16 protein-coding genes are annotated in these 16885 nt (G+C 64.6%); 8 read left to right on the top strand and 8 right to left on the bottom strand.

Translation table 11 applies throughout. The annotated features are described in order from the left end of the window. Nucleotides 1-279: 279 nt before the first annotated feature. The gene (gene solA / locus DEQ92_RS12990; protein ID WP_004972248.1) at nt 280-1422 is read right to left on the bottom strand and encodes an N-methyl-L-tryptophan oxidase; all 1143 of its coding nucleotides are present in this window, start codon (nt 1420-1422) and stop codon (nt 280-282) included. 198 nt (nt 1423-1620) lie between these two features. On the opposite strand from solA, the gene DEQ92_RS12995 reads away from it, so the two are divergent. After that, nucleotides 1621-2763 carry an aromatic ring-hydroxylating dioxygenase subunit alpha gene (locus DEQ92_RS12995; RefSeq protein ID WP_004972249.1) on the top strand — a complete coding sequence of 381 codons (1143 nt, stop codon included), beginning with the start codon at nt 1621-1623 and terminating at the stop codon, nt 2761-2763. Then, complete coding sequence (locus DEQ92_RS13000) at nt 2756-3130, top strand: hypothetical protein (protein WP_004972251.1); 375 nt, start codon at nt 2756-2758, stop codon at nt 3128-3130. The genes DEQ92_RS12995 and DEQ92_RS13000 overlap by 8 nt, the downstream gene beginning before the upstream one ends. A 31-nt stretch (nt 3131-3161) precedes the next feature. Here DEQ92_RS13000 and DEQ92_RS13005 read toward each other — a convergent pair whose 3' ends face one another. Beyond that, a complete protein-coding gene (locus DEQ92_RS13005) occupies nt 3162-3812 on the bottom strand; it encodes a helix-turn-helix domain-containing protein (RefSeq protein ID WP_004972252.1) in 651 nt (216 codons plus the stop codon). Nucleotides 3813-4060: 248 nt separating this feature from the next. Here DEQ92_RS13005 and DEQ92_RS13010 point away from each other — a divergent pair, with 248 nt between their 5' ends. After that, on the top strand, nt 4061-4933 hold the full coding sequence (locus DEQ92_RS13010; RefSeq protein ID WP_049904922.1) for a hypothetical protein: 873 nt from the start codon (nt 4061-4063) through the stop codon (nt 4931-4933). Nucleotides 4934-4939: 6 nt separating this feature from the next. On the opposite strand, the gene DEQ92_RS13015 is transcribed toward DEQ92_RS13010, so the two are convergent. Continuing rightward, nucleotides 4940-5320, bottom strand: a complete 381-nt coding sequence (locus DEQ92_RS13015; protein WP_004972257.1) for a Rid family detoxifying hydrolase — start codon at nt 5318-5320, stop codon at nt 4940-4942. Between the two features lie 122 nt (nt 5321-5442). Continuing rightward, the gene (gene ilvA, locus DEQ92_RS13020; protein WP_004972259.1) at nt 5443-6684 is read right to left on the bottom strand and encodes a threonine ammonia-lyase; all 1242 of its coding nucleotides are present in this window, start codon (nt 6682-6684) and stop codon (nt 5443-5445) included. 372 nt (nt 6685-7056) lie between these two features. Here ilvA and glyA point away from each other — a divergent pair, with 372 nt between their 5' ends. Continuing rightward, the gene (glyA, locus tag DEQ92_RS13025) at nt 7057-8304 is read left to right on the top strand and encodes a serine hydroxymethyltransferase (protein WP_050460010.1); all 1248 of its coding nucleotides are present in this window, start codon (nt 7057-7059) and stop codon (nt 8302-8304) included. A gap of 242 nt (nt 8305-8546) precedes the next feature. Then, nucleotides 8547-8966: a heme-binding protein gene (locus tag DEQ92_RS13030; protein WP_115820924.1), complete on the top strand. Its 420-nt coding sequence runs from the start codon at nt 8547-8549 to the stop codon at nt 8964-8966. Nucleotides 8967-9026: 60 nt separating this feature from the next. Here DEQ92_RS13030 and DEQ92_RS13035 read toward each other — a convergent pair whose 3' ends face one another. From DEQ92_RS13035 to DEQ92_RS13045, 3 genes are all read right to left on the bottom strand, one after another. Then, nucleotides 9027-10184 (bottom strand): M20 family metallopeptidase, encoded by a 1158-nt coding sequence (locus DEQ92_RS13035; RefSeq protein WP_050460009.1) that lies wholly within the window; start codon nt 10182-10184, stop codon nt 9027-9029. 115 nt (nt 10185-10299) lie between these two features. Next, nucleotides 10300-11532, bottom strand: coding sequence for a Cdc6/Cdc18 family protein (locus DEQ92_RS13040; RefSeq protein ID WP_004041152.1), 1233 nt, complete (start codon nt 11530-11532; stop codon nt 10300-10302). 919 nt (nt 11533-12451) lie between these two features. Then, entirely contained in the window at nt 12452-13018 is a 567-nt protein-coding gene (locus tag DEQ92_RS13045; protein WP_004972266.1) for a TATA-box-binding protein, read from the bottom strand. Nucleotides 13019-13302: 284 nt separating this feature from the next. Between DEQ92_RS13045 and tenA the strand changes: the two genes are divergently transcribed. From tenA to DEQ92_RS13060, 3 genes are read left to right on the top strand one after another with little or no spacing between them, the layout of a single operon-like run. Next, complete coding sequence (tenA, locus tag DEQ92_RS13050; protein ID WP_115820925.1) at nt 13303-13968, top strand: thiaminase II; 666 nt, start codon at nt 13303-13305, stop codon at nt 13966-13968. Continuing rightward, nucleotides 13965-14825, top strand: coding sequence for a TenA family protein (locus tag DEQ92_RS13055; protein WP_004972269.1), 861 nt, complete (start codon nt 13965-13967; stop codon nt 14823-14825). The genes tenA and DEQ92_RS13055 overlap by 4 nt, the downstream gene beginning before the upstream one ends. Beyond that, a complete protein-coding gene (locus DEQ92_RS13060; protein ID WP_004972271.1) occupies nt 14819-16348 on the top strand; it encodes a sodium:solute symporter in 1530 nt (509 codons plus the stop codon). The genes DEQ92_RS13055 and DEQ92_RS13060 overlap by 7 nt, the downstream gene beginning before the upstream one ends. A gap of 47 nt (nt 16349-16395) precedes the next feature. On the opposite strand, the gene DEQ92_RS13065 is transcribed toward DEQ92_RS13060, so the two are convergent. Further along, nucleotides 16396-16788 (bottom strand): pyridoxamine 5'-phosphate oxidase family protein, encoded by a 393-nt coding sequence (locus DEQ92_RS13065; protein WP_004972274.1) that lies wholly within the window; start codon nt 16786-16788, stop codon nt 16396-16398. Nucleotides 16789-16885 lie beyond the last annotated feature (97 nt).

Below are 16885 nucleotides of genomic sequence, written 5' to 3' on the forward strand. Positions count from 1 at the left end.
ACACCCTCCGTTAGGAACCGCCTCTGGAATTCGTGTACGCTCATATCGTTGTCCCGCTTTGGGGCCACCCGCGGTCACCGTCGAGGTCGGCGCCTGCTCCGGCGCGTCCACTCGGACCGTGACACGAGCCCACACCCCTCACGATTCAACCAACCCATCGGTATTACACATCTTAACCGATAGTCTTCGATAATAGTGGCATTTATACGCAAATAGAGGGACGTTGCGAAAGTTATACCCTCAAATCGGTTGACGAGGTGAAACCGAAAGCCGCGGTCGTCACTCGAACCTGTCGAGCGAGAACATGTCGAGCGGCAGGTCGCTTTCGCCGTCGACGACGAGGTCGGCGAGGATTTCGCCGATGACGCTGGCGAACTTGAAGCCGTGTCCCGAAAAGCCGGCCCCGACGGCGACCTGCGGGTGGTCGGGGAGCGTGTCGAGGATGAAGTGTTCGTCCGGCGAGTTCGTGAACATGCACGTCGCGAGCGACATCGTCGGCCCCGCGGCCTCCGGGAAGTACTTCTCCGTGACGTCCCGGAGTATCGCCTCGTCGGCGCGGTTCGGCTCGCGGTCGAAGTCGTCGGGGTCGACTTCCTCGTCGCGGTGGTGGTACTTGCCGAGTTTGAAGCCCGGCACGTCGTGGACCGGGAACCCGTAGAACCGGCCCTCGGGGACGCTGAGGTTCCAGACGGGGAACTCCTCGGGCGCGAACGTCGCCGGCGACTCGGGTTGGAACCACGCGAGCGCCTGTCGCTCGGGGACCGCAAGCCCGTCGAGGGCGTCGGCGAGTTTGTAGTTCCACGCGCCCGCGGCGAGCACGAGCGCGTCCGCGACGTACACGCCGCGGTCGGTGCGGACGCGTACTCCCCCGTCGTTCGTCTCCGCCCAGTCTTCGACCCGTTCGCGGGCACGAATCTCCGCACCCCGCGCCTGCGCCGCCTCGGTGTGCGCGATAATCGCCTGCTCGGGGACGATGAATCCGCCGTCCTCCTGATACACCGCGCGGTACTCCTCGGGGAGTTCGTAGCCGGGGAACCGCTCGTTGACCTCCGCACCGGTCAGCACCTCGTGCGGGATGTCGTGTTCCTCGCAGGAGCGCTTCGAGCCGGCGAACACGTCGTTGTCGACCGGGCCGGCGTCGATAGAGCCGGTTCGGTGGATGACCTCGCGCCCGGTCTCGTCGGCGAGGTCGTCCCAGAGGTCGTACGCCCGTTCGATGAGCGGGACGTACGAGGGGTGTTCGTAGTACGCGCGCCGGATAATGCGCGTGATACCGTGAGACGACCCCTGCGAGTGGGGGATGTCGTATCGTTCGAGACCGACGACGTCGAGGCCGCGGTCGGCGAGGTGGTACGCGGTCGCGCTTCCCATCCCGCCGACCCCGACGACGGCGACGTCGTATCGGTCGTCACGGACACTCATTGTGCTCGGCGGTTCGGAACGTCCCCCCTTCACTCTTGACCTGTATCACAAAGCACCTTTTTCCGATGTCCGACTCAAAACCCGTCGAGACCGTCGCTGACGGCCGAATCGCCGCGCCACTGCGACTATCCACCGCCACTTATACGGGTCCACTATTTCCGACGAACCCTTTTCCAAAGATGTGTGTTTCTTCCTCCCATGACACGGTGGAACAACAATCGTGACGAAATCGGTGCGGTTAGCGCCGACATCACTGCGGAAACGAACGCGTTGCCGGCGAAGTACTTCACGGACCCCGAGGTCCACGAGATGGAAAAGGAGAAAGTGTTCGGTCAGTACTGGGTCTACGCGGGTCACGCGACCCACATCCCGGACGCCGGCGACTACTTCACGCGAACCATCGGCGGCAAGCAGATAATCGTCACCCGCGATGACGACGGCGACGTGCGGGCGTTCTACAACGTCTGTGCCCACCGCGGGTCGAAGATGCTCGACGACACGCCGATGACCGACCCCGGAAGCCTCAGTCGAATCACCTGCCCGTACCACCTCTGGGCGTACGAACTCGACGGGTCGCTCCAGAGCACTCCGAAGAGCTTCGAGGAGGCGAGTCTGAACCCCGACCTCGACGACGACGCCGTCAGCGAACTCGACCCCGAAGAGAACGGCCTCATGGAGGTCCACACGGACGCTATCGGGCCGCTCGTGTTCGTCAACTTCGAGGACGAACCGAGCCTCTCGCTGGCCGAACAGGCCGGGTCGATGAAGACCGAACTCGAGGACCTGCCGCTCGGCGAGTACGAACACGCCCGCCGCTACGTCTCCGAAGTCGAGTGCAACTGGAAGACGTTCAGCGGGAACTACTCGGAGTGCGACCACTGTCAGGCGAACCACCAAGACTGGGTCCGGGGACTCGAACTCATGGACTCCGAACTCGAAGTCAACGACTACCACTGGGTGCTCCACTACAAGCACAAAGAGGACGTCGACGACGAGATGCGCATCCATCCCGAGCACGAGGCCAAGTTCTACTACTTCTGGCCGAACTTCACGGTCAACATGTACGGCACCGCCGACGGCTACGGCACGTACATCATCGACCCCATCGACGAGGGGCGCTTCCAACTCATCGCGGACTACTACTTCCGCGATGCCGACCTCTCCGAGGAAGAAGAGAAGTTCGTCCAGACGAGCCGACAGCTCCAAGAGGAGGACTTCGAACTCGTCGAACGGCAGTACGAGGGCCTCAAGTCCGGCGCGCTCGGACAGGCACAGCTCGGTCCGAACGAACACACCGTCCACAAACTCCATCGACTCGCACAGGACGCTTACAATGCCTGACGACGGGGATTCCAAACTAGCCGAAAAACCACGCGCCGGCGTCGTCACCTGCCCGGCGTGCGACCTCCACGTCTCCGTCTCGGAGCCGAACGAGGCAGTCGAACTGTACCGACGACACGCGAACGTCACCGGCCACGACGTCGAGTGGGAGCGCGTCGCGTTCGACGCCGAGGCCGAGAGCGACGACGTGAAAGAGGCGCTCATCGAACTCGGCGAGGACCACCCCGACGGCGTCGCGCTCGGGCGACTCGCCGCGGCGCTCACAGACAACGGCGTCGCCATCGGCGAAACGCTCGACGCCGTCCGCGACCTGCGGATGAGCGGCGAGATCTACGAACCGCAGGACGACTACGTCCTCGCGGTCTGACTCCCACACCGTTTCTGCGGGGCTCACCCGGTCACTCGTCGAGAAGAATCGACTCGACCAGCTCCGCGGTCCCCCGCCTGATGCGCCCGCTGACGGCCGTCGGCGAGATGTCGAGTACCTCCGAGAGGTCGTCTAACGCCGCCTCTCGCGGCTCCTCGAAATACCCGTGTTCGTAGGCGGCGACGAGCGCGTCGCGCTGTGCGTCGGTGAGTTTGCTCGGCTCGCCGTTCATCCAGCCGTCCTGTCGGAACATCCGGTTCAGCTCGAAGGTGATGTCCTTCGCCTCGCAGTACTCCCACAGCTCCGAGAGCGCCTCGCGGTCCGAGAGCTGGAGACGGACCCGCCAGCCCGCCGTGTCGTTGCTGCACGCGTCGAGCATGAGTCCGCCGAGTTCCGTGATGACCGGCGAAAGGAGAATCGCGTCCGTCGTGTGTCCGATGCGATACACCGCGGCGTCGTCTCGCTCGGAGACGAGTCGCCAGTCGCTGACTGTGTGGTCGACTTCCAACGCCTCTTCGAACGCCGAGCACTCCGCGCCCTTCACGACGAAGAAGAACAGGCCGGTCTCGGGGTCCGTCGCGGACTGCGAGATGACGTCTATCTCGCTCGCGGCGTCCGACCGAATCGTCGGCGTCAGCGCGAGGTCGTCGTGCGCGATGTCGGCAACAGTTATCAAACTCATCGTGTCTTTACCTCGTAGTCCAAGGGGTTCGAGACCGGGCAAACCAGAGCGTCGGATCGGTTGAAGTACGCGAAGTCGTTTCGACGTTCGCGGTAGAAACGTTTCTCGTGGGCACGATATAGTAGTTTGAACAGCAGATTCTTGTTAATAGTTTTCGCCGCATATTCTGTGGGGCTATATAAATCCACTCAGTATTCCACACCGCTTTTCAGGGAGTCCCGGCGCGTCCGTCGAGACCGAGACGGACAATGAGTGTGGGCACATCGCTTCGGCGACTGGGCGAATTCCTCGAAGAATGCGAGCGGACGGACGCCGCGAACGTCCAAGAGTCGTCCGTGGCGGTCACGGAGACGGGCGCGTCGGCCGACGTCGAGTTCACGCTCTCGTCGAGCGCCGGCGGCGGCTCCGGCGTCGGAGTCCGAGGGACCTCACTCGACTCCGACGGGACGATTGGGCTCACGCTCGAAGTCGACGACGTGTTGCCGAGCGGCCGCGAACACGTCGCCATCGATGCCGCGGAGGTCTCGCTCGACGGGGAGCCCTCGGTCGTCGTCACGGTTGCGGCCGATGCGGCGCCGGCGGCTCCGAAGGAGACGGGCGACGCCGATACCGAGTCACCCGAGACCGTCCGGGACCCGAACGTGCCGGCGTTCGAAGACACGCCGTACCTCGAAGCCGTGTACGCGCGGTACGAGACGTTCGAGCGGATGGCCGACGCCTTCGAGATGGACGTGACCGACGAGACGGTCCGCAGGTACATGATAGACCAAGGCGTCCACGAGCCGTCGTCGTACGAAACGTCGCTCGCCGGCGAGCCGGCGGCTATCGAGCGAGCGCCGACGCCGGCCAGCGACGCCGGCGAATCTCCCGAGGCGCTCGCCGACGGCATCGGCCTTCCCGAGTCCGTCACAATCGACCAACTCGCCGACGCCGCCAACGACGCCAAGACCGTCTACGAGTTCGGGAAGGTGCTTGGCCTCGAACGTATGGACGCGCTCGAACTGCTCCAAGACCTCGACTTGCTCGAATTCGTGATGGGCCGCCTCACGACCGACGACGACCCCGATGTGAGCCGAGAGGACGTCGTGGCGCGCATCAGAGCGTCGGCCGGAGAGAAGTAGCGGGCGTTATTCGACCGCGGCGATGGCCTCGATTTCTACGGCCGCGCCCTTCGGCACGTCGCCGACGCCGACCGCGCTCCGAGCGGGCGGTTCCACGTCGAAAAAGGCGCTGTACGCCTCGTCGAACGCGTCGAAGTCGTCGATGTCGTCGAGGAACACAGTCGTCTTGAGCACGTCTTCCGGCGTCAGTCCCTCGGCGGCGAGGATGGCCTCCACGTTCCGAAGGCACTGACGCGTCTGTTCTTCGACCGACTCGTCGTCGAGCAGTTCCCCGTCCGGGGTGAGCGGGAGTTGCCCGGCCGTGACGAGGATAGAGCCGTTCGTCGTCGCTTGACTGTACGCCCCGACCGCGGCGGGCGCTTCGTCGGTATCGATGATTCGCTTCACGGGGAGAGTGTCGGCGTTCCCGTCCTTCAAGCTGTGTCCCGACGGAACTCGCACGAATTATCAAAATAAAGGTAGGTTGTGTTGAGACCGCGAGAGCGACCGAAACCGACGAGCGACGCGGGCTATCGCCGGGCCGAAACGTCGTCGACCGCGTAGCCCGCGTCTTCTATCGTGTCCACGACGGCCGCCGCGTGTTCGGCCCCTTTCGTCTCGATGCGGAACAGAAGGTGCGCCTCGCCGACGTCGAGGGCGTCGACGGCGCGGACGTGGCGAACGTCGTGAATGTTCGCGTCGCGGTCGGCGATGAGTCGGGAGAGCCGCGCCATCTCGCCGGGCTCGTCCCGGATTCGGACCCGGAGGCGCAGCGTCTGCCGGCGGCTGGTGAGCGCATGGACGAGCACCGTCTGGAGCATCGTCATGTCCAGATTCCCCCCGCAGAGCAGCGGCATGACGGTCTCGCCCTCGACGTCGAGGTCGTCGCTCAGCACGGCGGCGACCGAGGCGGCACCAGCGCCCTCCACGACCTGTTTGGCGCGTTCGAGCAAGAGGAGGATGGCCTCTGCGATTTCCCCGTCGGAGACCGTGACGACCTCGTCGACGTGTTCCTCGATGGTTCGGAGCGTCAACTCCGAGATGCCGCCGGTCGCGATGCCGTCGGCGATGGTGTTCGTGTCGTCGAGCGTCACGGGAACGCCTTTGTCGAGGCTCTCGTGGACCGTTTCCGCGCCCGCGGCCTGCACGCCGACGACGCGAATCTCGGGGTCGTGGTGCTTGATGGCGGTCGCGATACCCGAGATGAGTCCGCCGCCGCCGATGGGGACGACCACGGTGTCCATCTCGGGGAGGTCGCGGTACATCTCGACGCCGAGCGTCCCCTGCCCGGCGACGATGTCGCAGTCGTCGTACGCGTGGACGAACTCGGCGTCCGACTCCTCGGCGAGCGACTGCGCGTACGCCATCGTCTCCTGGAAGTCCTCGCCGACGAGTTCGACCGCCGCGCCGTAGTCGCGCGTGGCGTCGATTTTCGTCTGCGGGGCGTTCTCCGGCATCACGACCGTGGAGTCGGCCCCGCACTCGGTCGCGGCGAGCGCGACGCCCTGCGCGTGATTGCCGGCGCTCGCGGCCACGAACTCGTCGATTCCGCGGTCGGTGTCCTGTCGTATCTTGTTGTACGCGCCCCGCGTCTTGAACGACCCCGTCCACTGGAGGTGTTCCATCTTCAGGTAGACGTCCGCGCCGACGAGGTCGCCGAGCGAGGTGCTCCGCTCTATCGGCGTTCGCTTGACGACGCGGTCGTTTTCGAGTCGCTCGCGCGCGCGTTGAATATCGCGGTACTGCACCGGGAGCGACTCCGCCTCGCTCATCGGCGACTCACCCCGACGGTCGGTCGCGCGGCACGCCGGGACGGCACGCGCGCGTCGCCCCGGGTTCGAGACTGTTCGCAAGCTGTGATAGTTCTTAGCACGGTTTGTGAGACGAACGTGACGAAGTTCCAATATAGAACTATCGTCGGTCGGTCGAATTCAATGAGGTCATCGAACACGTTATGTACTGATTTCGGCAGTCAACGGACTCAATTCGAATTATTCGTAGATAGATACCACGGGCAATCGTCACGCCTATCGACCCGACCACAGAACATACGTGTTCTGTTAGGTTGTGGTTCTCGCTCGACGTTCCGCCCCCGTCTCGGGGGTCGGCGAAGCGTTATACCGCAGAGTCGAGATGCACCCACGATGCCTTACGATACCGTTCGAGAGACCGACCCGGCAGTCGCCGACGCGCTAACGGACGAACGCCGGCGGCAGAACGACACGCTCGCCATGATAGCGAGCGAGAACCACGTCAGCGAGGCGGTTATGGAGGCCCAAAGCTCGGAGCTGACGAACAACTACGCCGAGGGCTACCCGGGAAGCCGGTACTACGGCGGCTGCGAGTACGCCGACGAAGTCGAACAGCTCGCCATCGACCGCGCGAAGGAACTCTGGGGTGCCGACCACGTCAACGTCCAACCGCACTCGGGGTCGCAGGCGAACATGGGCGTGTTCCTCGCCGTGCTCGACCCCGGCGACAAGATTCTCTCGCTCGATTTGACCCACGGCGGCCACCTGAGCCACGGCCACCCGGTGAACGTCGCGGGGAAGACGTACGAGGTCGAACAGTACGAAGTCGACGCCGAGACCGGCTACGTCGACTACGAGCAACTCGCCGAGAAGGCCGAGGAGTTCGACCCGGACATCATCATCTCGGGGTACTCCGCGTACCCGCGGGAGGTCGAGTGGGAGCGCGTGCAGGCCGCGGCCGAAGCGGTCGACGCGTACCACCTCGCCGACATCGCCCACATCACCGGCCTCGTCGCCGCGGGCGAACACTCCTCGCCCGTCGGCGTCGCGGACTTCGTCACCGGCTCGACCCACAAGACGATTCGCTCGGGTCGCGGCGGCATCATCATGTGCGACGAAGAGCACGCCGACGACGTCGATTCCGCGGTCTTTCCCGGACTCCAAGGCGGGCCGATACTGCACAACGTCGCCGGTAAGGCGGTCGGCTTCGGCGAGGCGCTGACTCCCGAGTTCGAGGAGTACGCGTCGCAGGTCGTCGATAACGCCGCCGCCCTCGGCGAGCGGCTACAGGAGCGCGGCCTCGAACTCGTCTCCGGGGGCACGGACACCCACTTGGTCCTCGTCGACCTCCGGCCGTCGCACCCGGACACGACCGGCAAGGACGTCGAAGCGGCCCTCGAAGAGGTTGGTATCGTCCTCAACGCCAACACGGTCCCCGGCGAGAGTCGTTCGGCGTTCAACCCGAGCGGGATTCGCGCCGGCACGCCCGCGCTGACGACCCGCGGCTTCGATGAGGAGGCCTGCCGAACCGTCGCCGACCTCATCTACGAGGTCGTCGAAGCGCCGCACGACGAGTCCGTCAAGGGGTTCGTCAGCCAGAAGGTCGACGAACTGACCGACGAGTACCCGCTGTACGACTGACCGGACGCCGAGACGTGCGCGGAGTCGCGAATCGCGGTGAGCCGCAACGACGCCCTCCGGCCCCCACTCGCCGAAGGCCGACACGTATTGTCACGTAGTTTACTTTTATTGTTCTATCACCAGAGCGGTTCGAGACGACTCAAACGCCCGATATCGGGGCGTAGAGACGAAATCAGCCGAACGGTCGGTCCCCTCGGCTTACGTATAAGTGAGCCCGTCGAGACCCGTTTCGACGAAGCGATATGTCCGATGCAATCAATCTCGAAACTGCGAAGGTACTCATCGAGGCGGCCGAGGCGGAGGCCGAATCGATGGGACTGCGAATGGTGATTACGGTCGCGAACCCGGAGGGTAACCTCATCGCACAGCACCGAATGGACGACGCGTGGCTCGCGAGCGTCGACATCTCTCGGAACAAAGCGTACACGGCGGCCGCGCTACAGACGCCCACGCACGAACTCGCCGAGCCGACACACCCCGGCGAGTCGCTCTGGGGACTCCAGACGACCGACGAGAATCGGTTCGTCGTCTTCGGCGGCGGTTATCCCCTCGAAGTCGACGGCGAAATCGTCGGGACCGTCGGCGTCAGCGGCGGCGAGGTGTCCGAAGACATGGCGGTCGCGAGCGCCGCAGTCGAGCGGTTCGAAGAGCTCGTCGAATAATCGAAGTCGCCGTCAGCCGATTTTTTCGAGTCGTTCGGCCGAGGGCCGACGTTCGGACCGTCAGTTCTCCACGTCTTCGAACAGTCCGCGGAGTGCCGTGCAGAGAATGTCGTACCCGGCTTCGACCTCCGACAGCTCGATGTACTCGTCGTAGGCGTGGGCCTGCGCCATCGACCCCGGACCCCACGTAATCGCGTCCATCCCGGCGTCGTTGACGAGGTTCCGAACGTCGGTCGCCGCCCGAATGCCCCACGGCTCGGGGTCGACGTCGGCCCGCTCGGCGGCCGCGTCCCGAAAGCGCGTCGCGATGTCACTGTCGGTCGGAATCGCCGCCGACTCGTAGACCCGCGTTCGCGTCCACTCGACGTGCAGGTCGTGTTCGGCCGCGACGTCGGAGAGTACCGCGTCGATTTCGGCGTCGACCTCCTCGACGGACTCCGAGGGAACGAACCGCCTGTCGACCGTTATCGTCGCGCCCTCCGGGACGACGTTCTCCTTGGTCCCCGCCTCGAACTGCGTGACCGTCGCCGTCGGCCGGCCGACGAGGGGGTCAGACCGCTGTCGAATCCGCTCGTCGTACGCCGCGAGCGCGTCGAGAACGAGTCGGGCGTTCCCGATCGCGTTGTCACCCTCGTCAGGCCGGCTCGCGTGCGACGGGTCGCCGCCGACGGTAATCTCGTACCAGCCGAGGCCCTTCGCGCTCGTCGCGGTTCGCAGCGACGTGGGTTCGAGCACGACGCCGTAGGTGCCGTCGTAGCCGCGTTCGAGGAGCGCCTTCGTTCCCGGTTCGGCCGTCTCCTCCCCGACGGCCGCGTGGAACACGAGCGACCCGTCGAGGGCTCCGGAGTCGAGCGCGTCGGCGAATTCGACCGTCGCGAGCATCGCGAGGCCGACGCCGCACTTCATGTCCGCGCTCCCGCGACCGTACAGCCGACCGTCTCTGACAGTCGGTTCGTACGGCGGGAGGTCCCACTGGTCGCGGTCGCCCGCCGGAACCACGTCGAGGTGGCCGTTGAGGACGACCGAGGGCTCGCCGTCGCCGACGCGGGCTGCGACCTGCGGTCGGTCGGGATACGGTTCCTCGACGAGCGTCGCCGAGACGCCCCGAGATTCGAGCCAGTCGTACACGAAAGTCGCCGCCGCCGCCTCGTCTCCCGGCGGGTTCTCGGTCTCTATTTCGACGAGACTCGTGAGCAACGATAGTAACTCCTCGTCCATGATTTCGGTCGTCTATCGACAGAGACGGGCGTGTGTTAAGGGTTCGTACGATAGCTTTTTTCCAACTCGACCGTCGGCGTGGAAGGTTCCGCGCGAACGCACGCGTCGGGCGTCGCTATTCGAGCGTGGAGATACGACTGTCTCGGAGAAGCACCCGCTTGACGATGTCCGGGTCCTCGAGAAGGCGGTGGGTCCCGTGGACGCCTTGCCCGCGACCGCGACCCCGGACTTCGGACTGGATGACGTTGAGGAAGTCGAGTTCCTGCAGGAGTTCCTGAACGCGGCGCTCCGAGAGTTGGTCCATGTCGAGGTCGTCGGCGACGGTGAGGTACTGTCGATAAATCTTGTTCGTCGTGATCTCGGCGGTCTTTCGGCCGCCGGTCTGGAGGACGAGCGAGTAGAGGACGGCCTTCGACTGCGTGGCGGTCCCTTCGAGAAGTTCGCTGAAGCGGTCGGCCTCGCTCTTTTCTTTGGCGGCCCGCACGTGGTCGTCGGTGACGGTCTCCGCGCTCTCGTTTCGGGCGATACGACCGGCGTTGCGGAGGATGTCGATTGCCTTCCGCGCGTCGCCGTGTTCCTGGGCGGCGAGCGCGCTCGCGAGGGGAATCACGTCGTCGGTGAGGACGCCGGGCTTGAACGCGTCCTTCCGGTTTTCGAGGATTTCGCGGAGTTGGTTCGCGTCGTAGGACGGGAAGACGAGTTCGTCGTGGGCGAAACTCGACTTGACGCGCTCTGTGAGTTCCTCGGGGTAGTCGATCTTGTTCGAGATGCCGATGATGCCGATACGGGAGTCCACTATCTTCTGGTTCTCGCCCGCGCGCGAGAGCTTTCGAAGCACCTCGTCGTCGCGGAGCATGTCGATTTCGTCGAGGATGACGATGGTCACGTCGGAACAGGTGTCGAGCACCTGCCACAGTCGATTGTAGTAGTCGCCGGTCGACAGCCCGCGCTCGGGAATCGTCATCCCGCTTTTCGACGGGTCGTTGACCTGCGAGGCGAGCGTCTTGATGACCGACGCCTCGGTGTGCTGTTCGCCGCAGTCGATGACGGCGATGCGAACGTCGACGTCCTCGCGGACCGCCTCGTGTTGGAGTCGCTCGCTCACGAGTCGGGCGGTGAGCGTCTTTCCCGACCCCGTCTTCCCGAAGATGAACAGGTGGGTCGGTTCGCGTCCGAAGATGGCGGGGTTGAGCGCCTGTGCGACTTTCGACATGTGCTCGTCGCGACCGACGATCTTGTCGGGACCCGGCAGGTGAGAGATTTTGAGGATATCCTCGTTCGCGAAGATAGGCTGGTCGTAGCGAAACAGCGGGTCGCGAGTCCCACCCTCGCTCTCGTCCGATGTCATGTGAGTTCGCTATTCATACTCACCCGTAATAAAGGTGAAGGGGTGGACTCGCGTTTGTAACAGCGACAAATACGGCCGTTTGAGCGGTATTTCAGTCCCGGTTTTGGATTCGACGATCAACGAGTAGTATCGCGCAAGTAAGGCTGTCAGACACCACCCTCGCGTTTGTAACGCGCGAGACGGTCTCGGGGGAACCACTCACTGGAGGGGTACGCTCGCGTTTGTAACTCGAGTCGCGAGAGACCACCCTCGCGTTTGTAATTGAACGGGGGGAGTACCGTCGCGTTTGTAACGTTGAGCGTCGAAAGCACCGGTGCAGACACACCACCCTCGCGAATGTAACGCGAATCGGCGTGGGGGCGGTTCGCAGGTCGAGTGGTTCTCGGATGTTTTTGCTTCTATATTTACAAACGCGAGGGGGGTGTGTCGAATTCCCCTAGGGTCTGGCGTAGCCGTTACAAACGCGAGGGGGGTGTGTGTGTGTACTCCCGAACACGGACAGGCCGAACGAAACGAGCCGACGGCTTCTAGCCGGCTATCCGCGAACAGCGACTGGACCGGGGGAAAACCACGACTACTCGGCAACCGCCAAACGAAGAAACGGGAACCTCGAACGAACCCAGTGACACCGCTAGTGTGCAGGTATCACTAGTAGCTAGAGTAGACTAGTAGTTACTACTGCTACTACTACCACTATTACTACTATTACTACTCGACATACAATAAAATACAATCTATAACAATATACAAGAAAACAGGAACGAAGAACAAAGAACGGACGGTGAGCAACCAAGAGACGATCGAGAACCGGCCGAGAGATGACCGAGAGACGGCTGACCGTCACGGCAACACGAGTCTCGGTCCACACACCCTCCGACACTGTTAGCACGGTCACGCAGCCCCAACGGACACCGAGACCTTACCCGAGCAGTCCGAGCTCGCGAACGTCCTCGTCGACCGTCTTGAGCGCCGCTTCGGCGTCGGTAGTCCGCTTCGCCCCCGTAATCACGACTTTCCCGCTTCCGAACATGAGGACGACGACGCTCGGTTCGTCGAGGCGATAGACGAGTCCGGGGAACTGCTCGGGTTCGTACTCGACGTCTTCGAGACCGAGTCCGATAGCCAGCGCGTTCAGGTTGAGCGCCGCCCCGAGGTCGGCGCTCGAAACGATGTTCTGCACGGTGATGTCCGCGTCCTCGGGGACGGGTACGCCGAGGTCGGTGAACTCGTCGAACAGCGTTTCGATGGCCGTGCCCACGTCGTCGACGCTGTCCGCACCGGTACAGACGACTTTCCCAGACCGGAAGACGAGACACGCCGACTTCGGGTCTCGGGTTCGATACACGAGTCCCGGGAAGTTCTCGGGGTCGTAGTCCGTCCCGTCCATGTCGAGCGAGAGTCGTTCGAGGTCGAGTTCGACCGGAACCTCCGTCGAAGCGACGACGTTCTGAATCTCGATGGACCCGACGGCGTTCACGTGCGACATCTTGTGAATTAGTTGACACTCACTCGTCTTAAACTACCGGGGTCGTTCGAACGCGTTACTCACCGGACAACTGGCTAGTCGGGCGACTAACTAACATTCGAGACCGGCAGTCGGAAAAACAGTCGAAACCGGGCAACGCCCCGAACTTGGCAACAGTCGAAACGGGCGGCAACCCCGCCGAACAAATCCGATACGATGGTCCGAGACATCCGCTCTCTCGCGTGAATAACCAATGAATACCACCCTATCATAATTCTTTTCAGCGTCTTCTTCGATTACTCGCCATGGCGTTCACAGACACGATACACGACGAGGCCGACGAGTTCTGGTCGGCCATCCTCGACCATCCGATGGTCGTTCGACTCGGGGAGGGGAGCCTCGACGAGGAGCCGTTCCGCTACTGGGTACGGCAGGACTACGTCTACCTCGTCGAGTACAGTCGCCTCTTCGCGCTCGGTGCCGCGAAGGCCCCGACGCTCGACTCCATGGGAACGTTCGCGAGCCTCCTCGAATCGACCGTCAACGAGGAGATGGACCTCCACCGGAGCTACGCCGCCGAGTTCGGCATCGACCTCGCCGAACTCGAAGCCACGACGCCGTCGCCGACGACTCGCGCCTATACTGACTTCCTCGTTCGCACCGCGACCCTCGGCTCCTTCGGCGACATCGTCGCCGCCCTGCTTCCCTGTATGTGGGGGTTCAACGAGACGGGACGCCGACTCGCCGACGCGGGGACTCCGGACCACGAACAGTACGCCGCGTGGGTCGAGATGTACGCCGGCGACGAGTTCACCGAACTCACCGACTGGTGTAAGTCGCTCATGGACGACGTGGCCGCGAGTGCGACCGAGTCGGACCGCGAGCGCTACCGCGACCTGTTCCGTACGTCGGCGCAGTACGAGTACCTGTTTTGGGACGCCGCCTGGCGTCGCGAGGAGTGGCCGCTATGACCGACGCCGATCAGTCAGATTCGATTGATTCGCCCGACTCGTCCGACGCGGACCCGTCGGCCCCCGAGACGTACGACGAGTTCGCCGCGTCGCGGTCGGACCCGCGCTTTACCGACTGGCTCCGCGAGCGCGCGGGCGACTCGTGGGACGACGCGACGAGACACCGACTGACGCGAGAACTCGCCGCCGACGAACTCGCAGACGACGTGTTCAGACAGTACCTGGTACAGGACTACGCCTTCGTGGAGACCCTCGTCGGCGTCTTCGGCCACGCCGTCGGCACCGCGCCGACCATGGAGTCGAAGTCGGAACTCGTCTCGTTCCTCGGCGTTCTCACCGACGACGAGGACGACTACTTCCTCCGGGCGTTCGACGCGCTCGACGTTCCCGAATCCGTCTACTCCGACCCGGAGACTACGCCGGCGACGCGCGCCTTTATCGACCTCCTCGAACGCGCCGCGGGGCAGGGCGGGTACGCCGAGACGCTGGCGGTGCTCGTCCCCGCCGAGTGGGTCTACCTGTCGTGGGCGACCGCCGCGGACGATACCGGCTCGAACCCCTCTGAATCACCCTCGCGGTTCTACCTCTCCGAGTGGATCGACCTCCACGCGGTCGACGACTTCGCGGCGTTCGTCGAGTGGCTCCGGACCGAACTCGACCGCGAGGGCGCGGCCGCCTCCCCGCGTCGGCAGCGGCGGCTCGAACAACTGTTCCGTCGCACGGTCGAACTGGAGGTCGCGTTCTTCGACGAGGCGTACGAACTGGCTCCGTCCGGCGACTTGACGGCACCTACGACTTCATCCGCGTCCTCGAAGTCGGGCGGTCGCTCTTCTCGACCGGGTGACGGTCGATGGTGAGTTCGACCGTCGCGCTCGGGCTGACCGTCGCGACGCTCGTCGCCTTTACCGGCGTCGGCGTGTGGTTCTCTCGCGGTCGTGTCGGCTCCGTCGAGGACCTCATCAGCGCCCGCGACTCCGCGGGGAGCCGGCGGACGACGGCGACGCTCGTCGCGTCCGTCATGGGCGTGTGGGTGCTCTTTTCGGCTCCGGAGGCGGGTGCGAGCTTCGGTATCGCGGCCGTCGTCGGCTACGCGGTCGGCGAGGCCGTCCCGATGCTCGTCTATGCCCGCCTCGGCCCGCGAATTCGGGAACTCATCCCCGAGGGTCACTCGCTGACCGAGTACGCCCACGCCCGATACGGGTCAGCGATGTACGCGTTCGTCCTCCTCGTGAGCGCGCTCTACATGTTCATCTTCCTCGCCGCCGAGTTGACCGGCATCGCGGGCGCGCTCTCGCTCGTCGCGGGCGTCCCGCAGTGGCAGACCGCGCTCCTCGTCGGCGGCTTCGTCCTGCTCTACACGAGTTACGGCGGCCTCCGCGCCAGCATCGCGACCGACGCGGTCCAAGCGGTCATCGTTATCCCGCTCTTGTTGCTCGCGTTCGCCGGCACGCTCGTCGCGCTCGGCGGTCCCGCCGCCGCCATCGACGGTATCACGGCGACGAACCCCGCGCTTCTCGACCTCGGTGCGGTCGCCGGCCTGCAGTTCGGCCTCGCGCTCGCGTTCGCCATCCTCGGCGCGGAACTCATCAACCAGACGTGGTGGCAACGCATCTACGCGGCCGACTCGTCGGAGACGGTCGGGCGGAGCTTTCGAACCGCGGCGCTCGCAAACGGCGCAATCGTGTTCGTCACCGCCTTCTTCGGTGTCGTCGCGGTCGGTAACGCCGCCGTCGTCACCGACCCCGCGAGCGCGGGCTACAACGCCGACGCCGCCTTCTTCGTCCTCCTCGGCGAGGCGTTCCCCGAGTGGCTCGTCCTCGCGGCGGTCCTCCTCGCGCTCCTGCTCGTGATGAGCTCCATCGACACGCTGTTCAATGCGCTTTCGAGCCTCGTGACCGCCGACCTCGCGCGCCTGCTCGCGGAACCGAGCGACCGCCGCCTCGCGCTCGGGTCGAGAGCGCTCACAGTCGTCGTCGCGGTCGCCGCGATTTACGTCAGCCTCCGGGCCCAGAGCGTCCTCCGGCTGTTCTTCTTCGCCGACCTGCTCGGCGCTGCCGTCGCCTTCCCTCTCGTCTACGGGCTGTACTCGACGCGAATCACCGGCCCCGGCGCGCTCGCGAGCAGTCTCACCGGACTCGCCGTCGGCCTCGCGTTCTTCCCCGACCTCCGCGGCGTCATCACGTCGATTCCGGTCGTCGGGGGCCTGCTCCCCGCCGCCGACCCGCTGTATCTCACGTCCTTCGGCGGGGCGTTCGTGGTGTCGACGGCGGCGGCGCTCGTCGCCGCCCGACTCACGGACGCCGGGTTCGACCTCGGTCGGCTCTCGCGAGAGATTCGCCGGTTCGACGACGGCCGAACTGAGGCGCCGTCGTCCGACTGAGGCACCGTCGTCCGACTCGCTCGCCTCACTATCCCGGCTGGACGACTTCAGTACTCGCTGACCGTCGCGGTCCCCACCGAGATTCGGACGAGTTCGTTTTCGGGCCACGCGGATTCTTCGGCCCCGTACTTCCGGTTGATTCGCTGGGTCGCGTCTTTCCGGGCGTCGTCGTCGGTGACGACGGTGGCCGTCCCGAGAATCGTCACCTTCCACTGCGCCTGTCCGTTCTCGTCTTTCTGGATTGAGAGCGCGACGCGCGGGTTCTCGCGGATGTTTTCGAGCTTTCGACCCGTGGTGAGCACCTCGATTACTCCGCGGTCGTCCGCGTAGTCGAACCAGACGGGTGCGACGTGGGGGCGGTCGTCGACGCTGGTCGCGAGGTGCGCCATGACCGGTTCGCTCGTCACGAGCGCCGCGGCGCGTTCGGAGAGGCCTGCCATATGCTAATTATCGTCGTGTCGGCGTAAAACGGTGACTTCGCTCCGGTTTTACAAACGCGAGGGTAGTCCCCGCGCTGCTGGCCGCGTCCCGTCGAGT

It is taken from the genome of Haloferax sp. Atlit-6N, from assembly GCF_003383195.1.
Taxonomy (GTDB): Archaea; Halobacteriota; Halobacteria; order Halobacteriales; family Haloferacaceae; genus Haloferax; species Haloferax gibbonsii.

What these genes read in the sequence shown, in the direction of transcription:
- solA (WP_004972248.1), bottom strand. Translation starts at nt 1,422, where the DNA reads ATGAGTGTCCGTGACGACCGATACGACGTCGCCGTCGTCGGGGTCGGC.
- DEQ92_RS13035 (WP_050460009.1), bottom strand. Translation starts at nt 10,184, where the DNA reads ATGGACGAGGAGTTACTATCGTTGCTCACGAGTCTCGTCGAAATAGAG.
- DEQ92_RS13030 (WP_115820924.1), top strand. Translation starts at nt 8,547, where the DNA reads ATGTCCGATGCAATCAATCTCGAAACTGCGAAGGTACTCATCGAGGCG.
- DEQ92_RS13065 (WP_004972274.1), bottom strand. Translation starts at nt 16,788, where the DNA reads ATGGCAGGCCTCTCCGAACGCGCCGCGGCGCTCGTGACGAGCGAACCG.
- DEQ92_RS13060 (WP_004972271.1), top strand. Translation starts at nt 14,819, where the DNA reads ATGGTGAGTTCGACCGTCGCGCTCGGGCTGACCGTCGCGACGCTCGTC.
- DEQ92_RS13000 (WP_004972251.1), top strand. Translation starts at nt 2,756, where the DNA reads ATGCCTGACGACGGGGATTCCAAACTAGCCGAAAAACCACGCGCCGGC.
- ilvA (WP_004972259.1), bottom strand. Translation starts at nt 6,684, where the DNA reads ATGAGCGAGGCGGAGTCGCTCCCGGTGCAGTACCGCGATATTCAACGC.
- DEQ92_RS13005 (WP_004972252.1), bottom strand. Translation starts at nt 3,812, where the DNA reads ATGAGTTTGATAACTGTTGCCGACATCGCGCACGACGACCTCGCGCTG.
- DEQ92_RS13010 (WP_049904922.1), top strand. Translation starts at nt 4,061, where the DNA reads ATGAGTGTGGGCACATCGCTTCGGCGACTGGGCGAATTCCTCGAAGAA.
- DEQ92_RS12995 (WP_004972249.1), top strand. Translation starts at nt 1,621, where the DNA reads ATGACACGGTGGAACAACAATCGTGACGAAATCGGTGCGGTTAGCGCC.
- DEQ92_RS13045 (WP_004972266.1), bottom strand. Translation starts at nt 13,018, where the DNA reads ATGTCGCACGTGAACGCCGTCGGGTCCATCGAGATTCAGAACGTCGTC.
- DEQ92_RS13040 (WP_004041152.1), bottom strand. Translation starts at nt 11,532, where the DNA reads ATGACATCGGACGAGAGCGAGGGTGGGACTCGCGACCCGCTGTTTCGC.
- glyA (WP_050460010.1), top strand. Translation starts at nt 7,057, where the DNA reads ATGCCTTACGATACCGTTCGAGAGACCGACCCGGCAGTCGCCGACGCG.
- tenA (WP_115820925.1), top strand. Translation starts at nt 13,303, where the DNA reads ATGGCGTTCACAGACACGATACACGACGAGGCCGACGAGTTCTGGTCG.
- DEQ92_RS13055 (WP_004972269.1), top strand. Translation starts at nt 13,965, where the DNA reads ATGACCGACGCCGATCAGTCAGATTCGATTGATTCGCCCGACTCGTCC.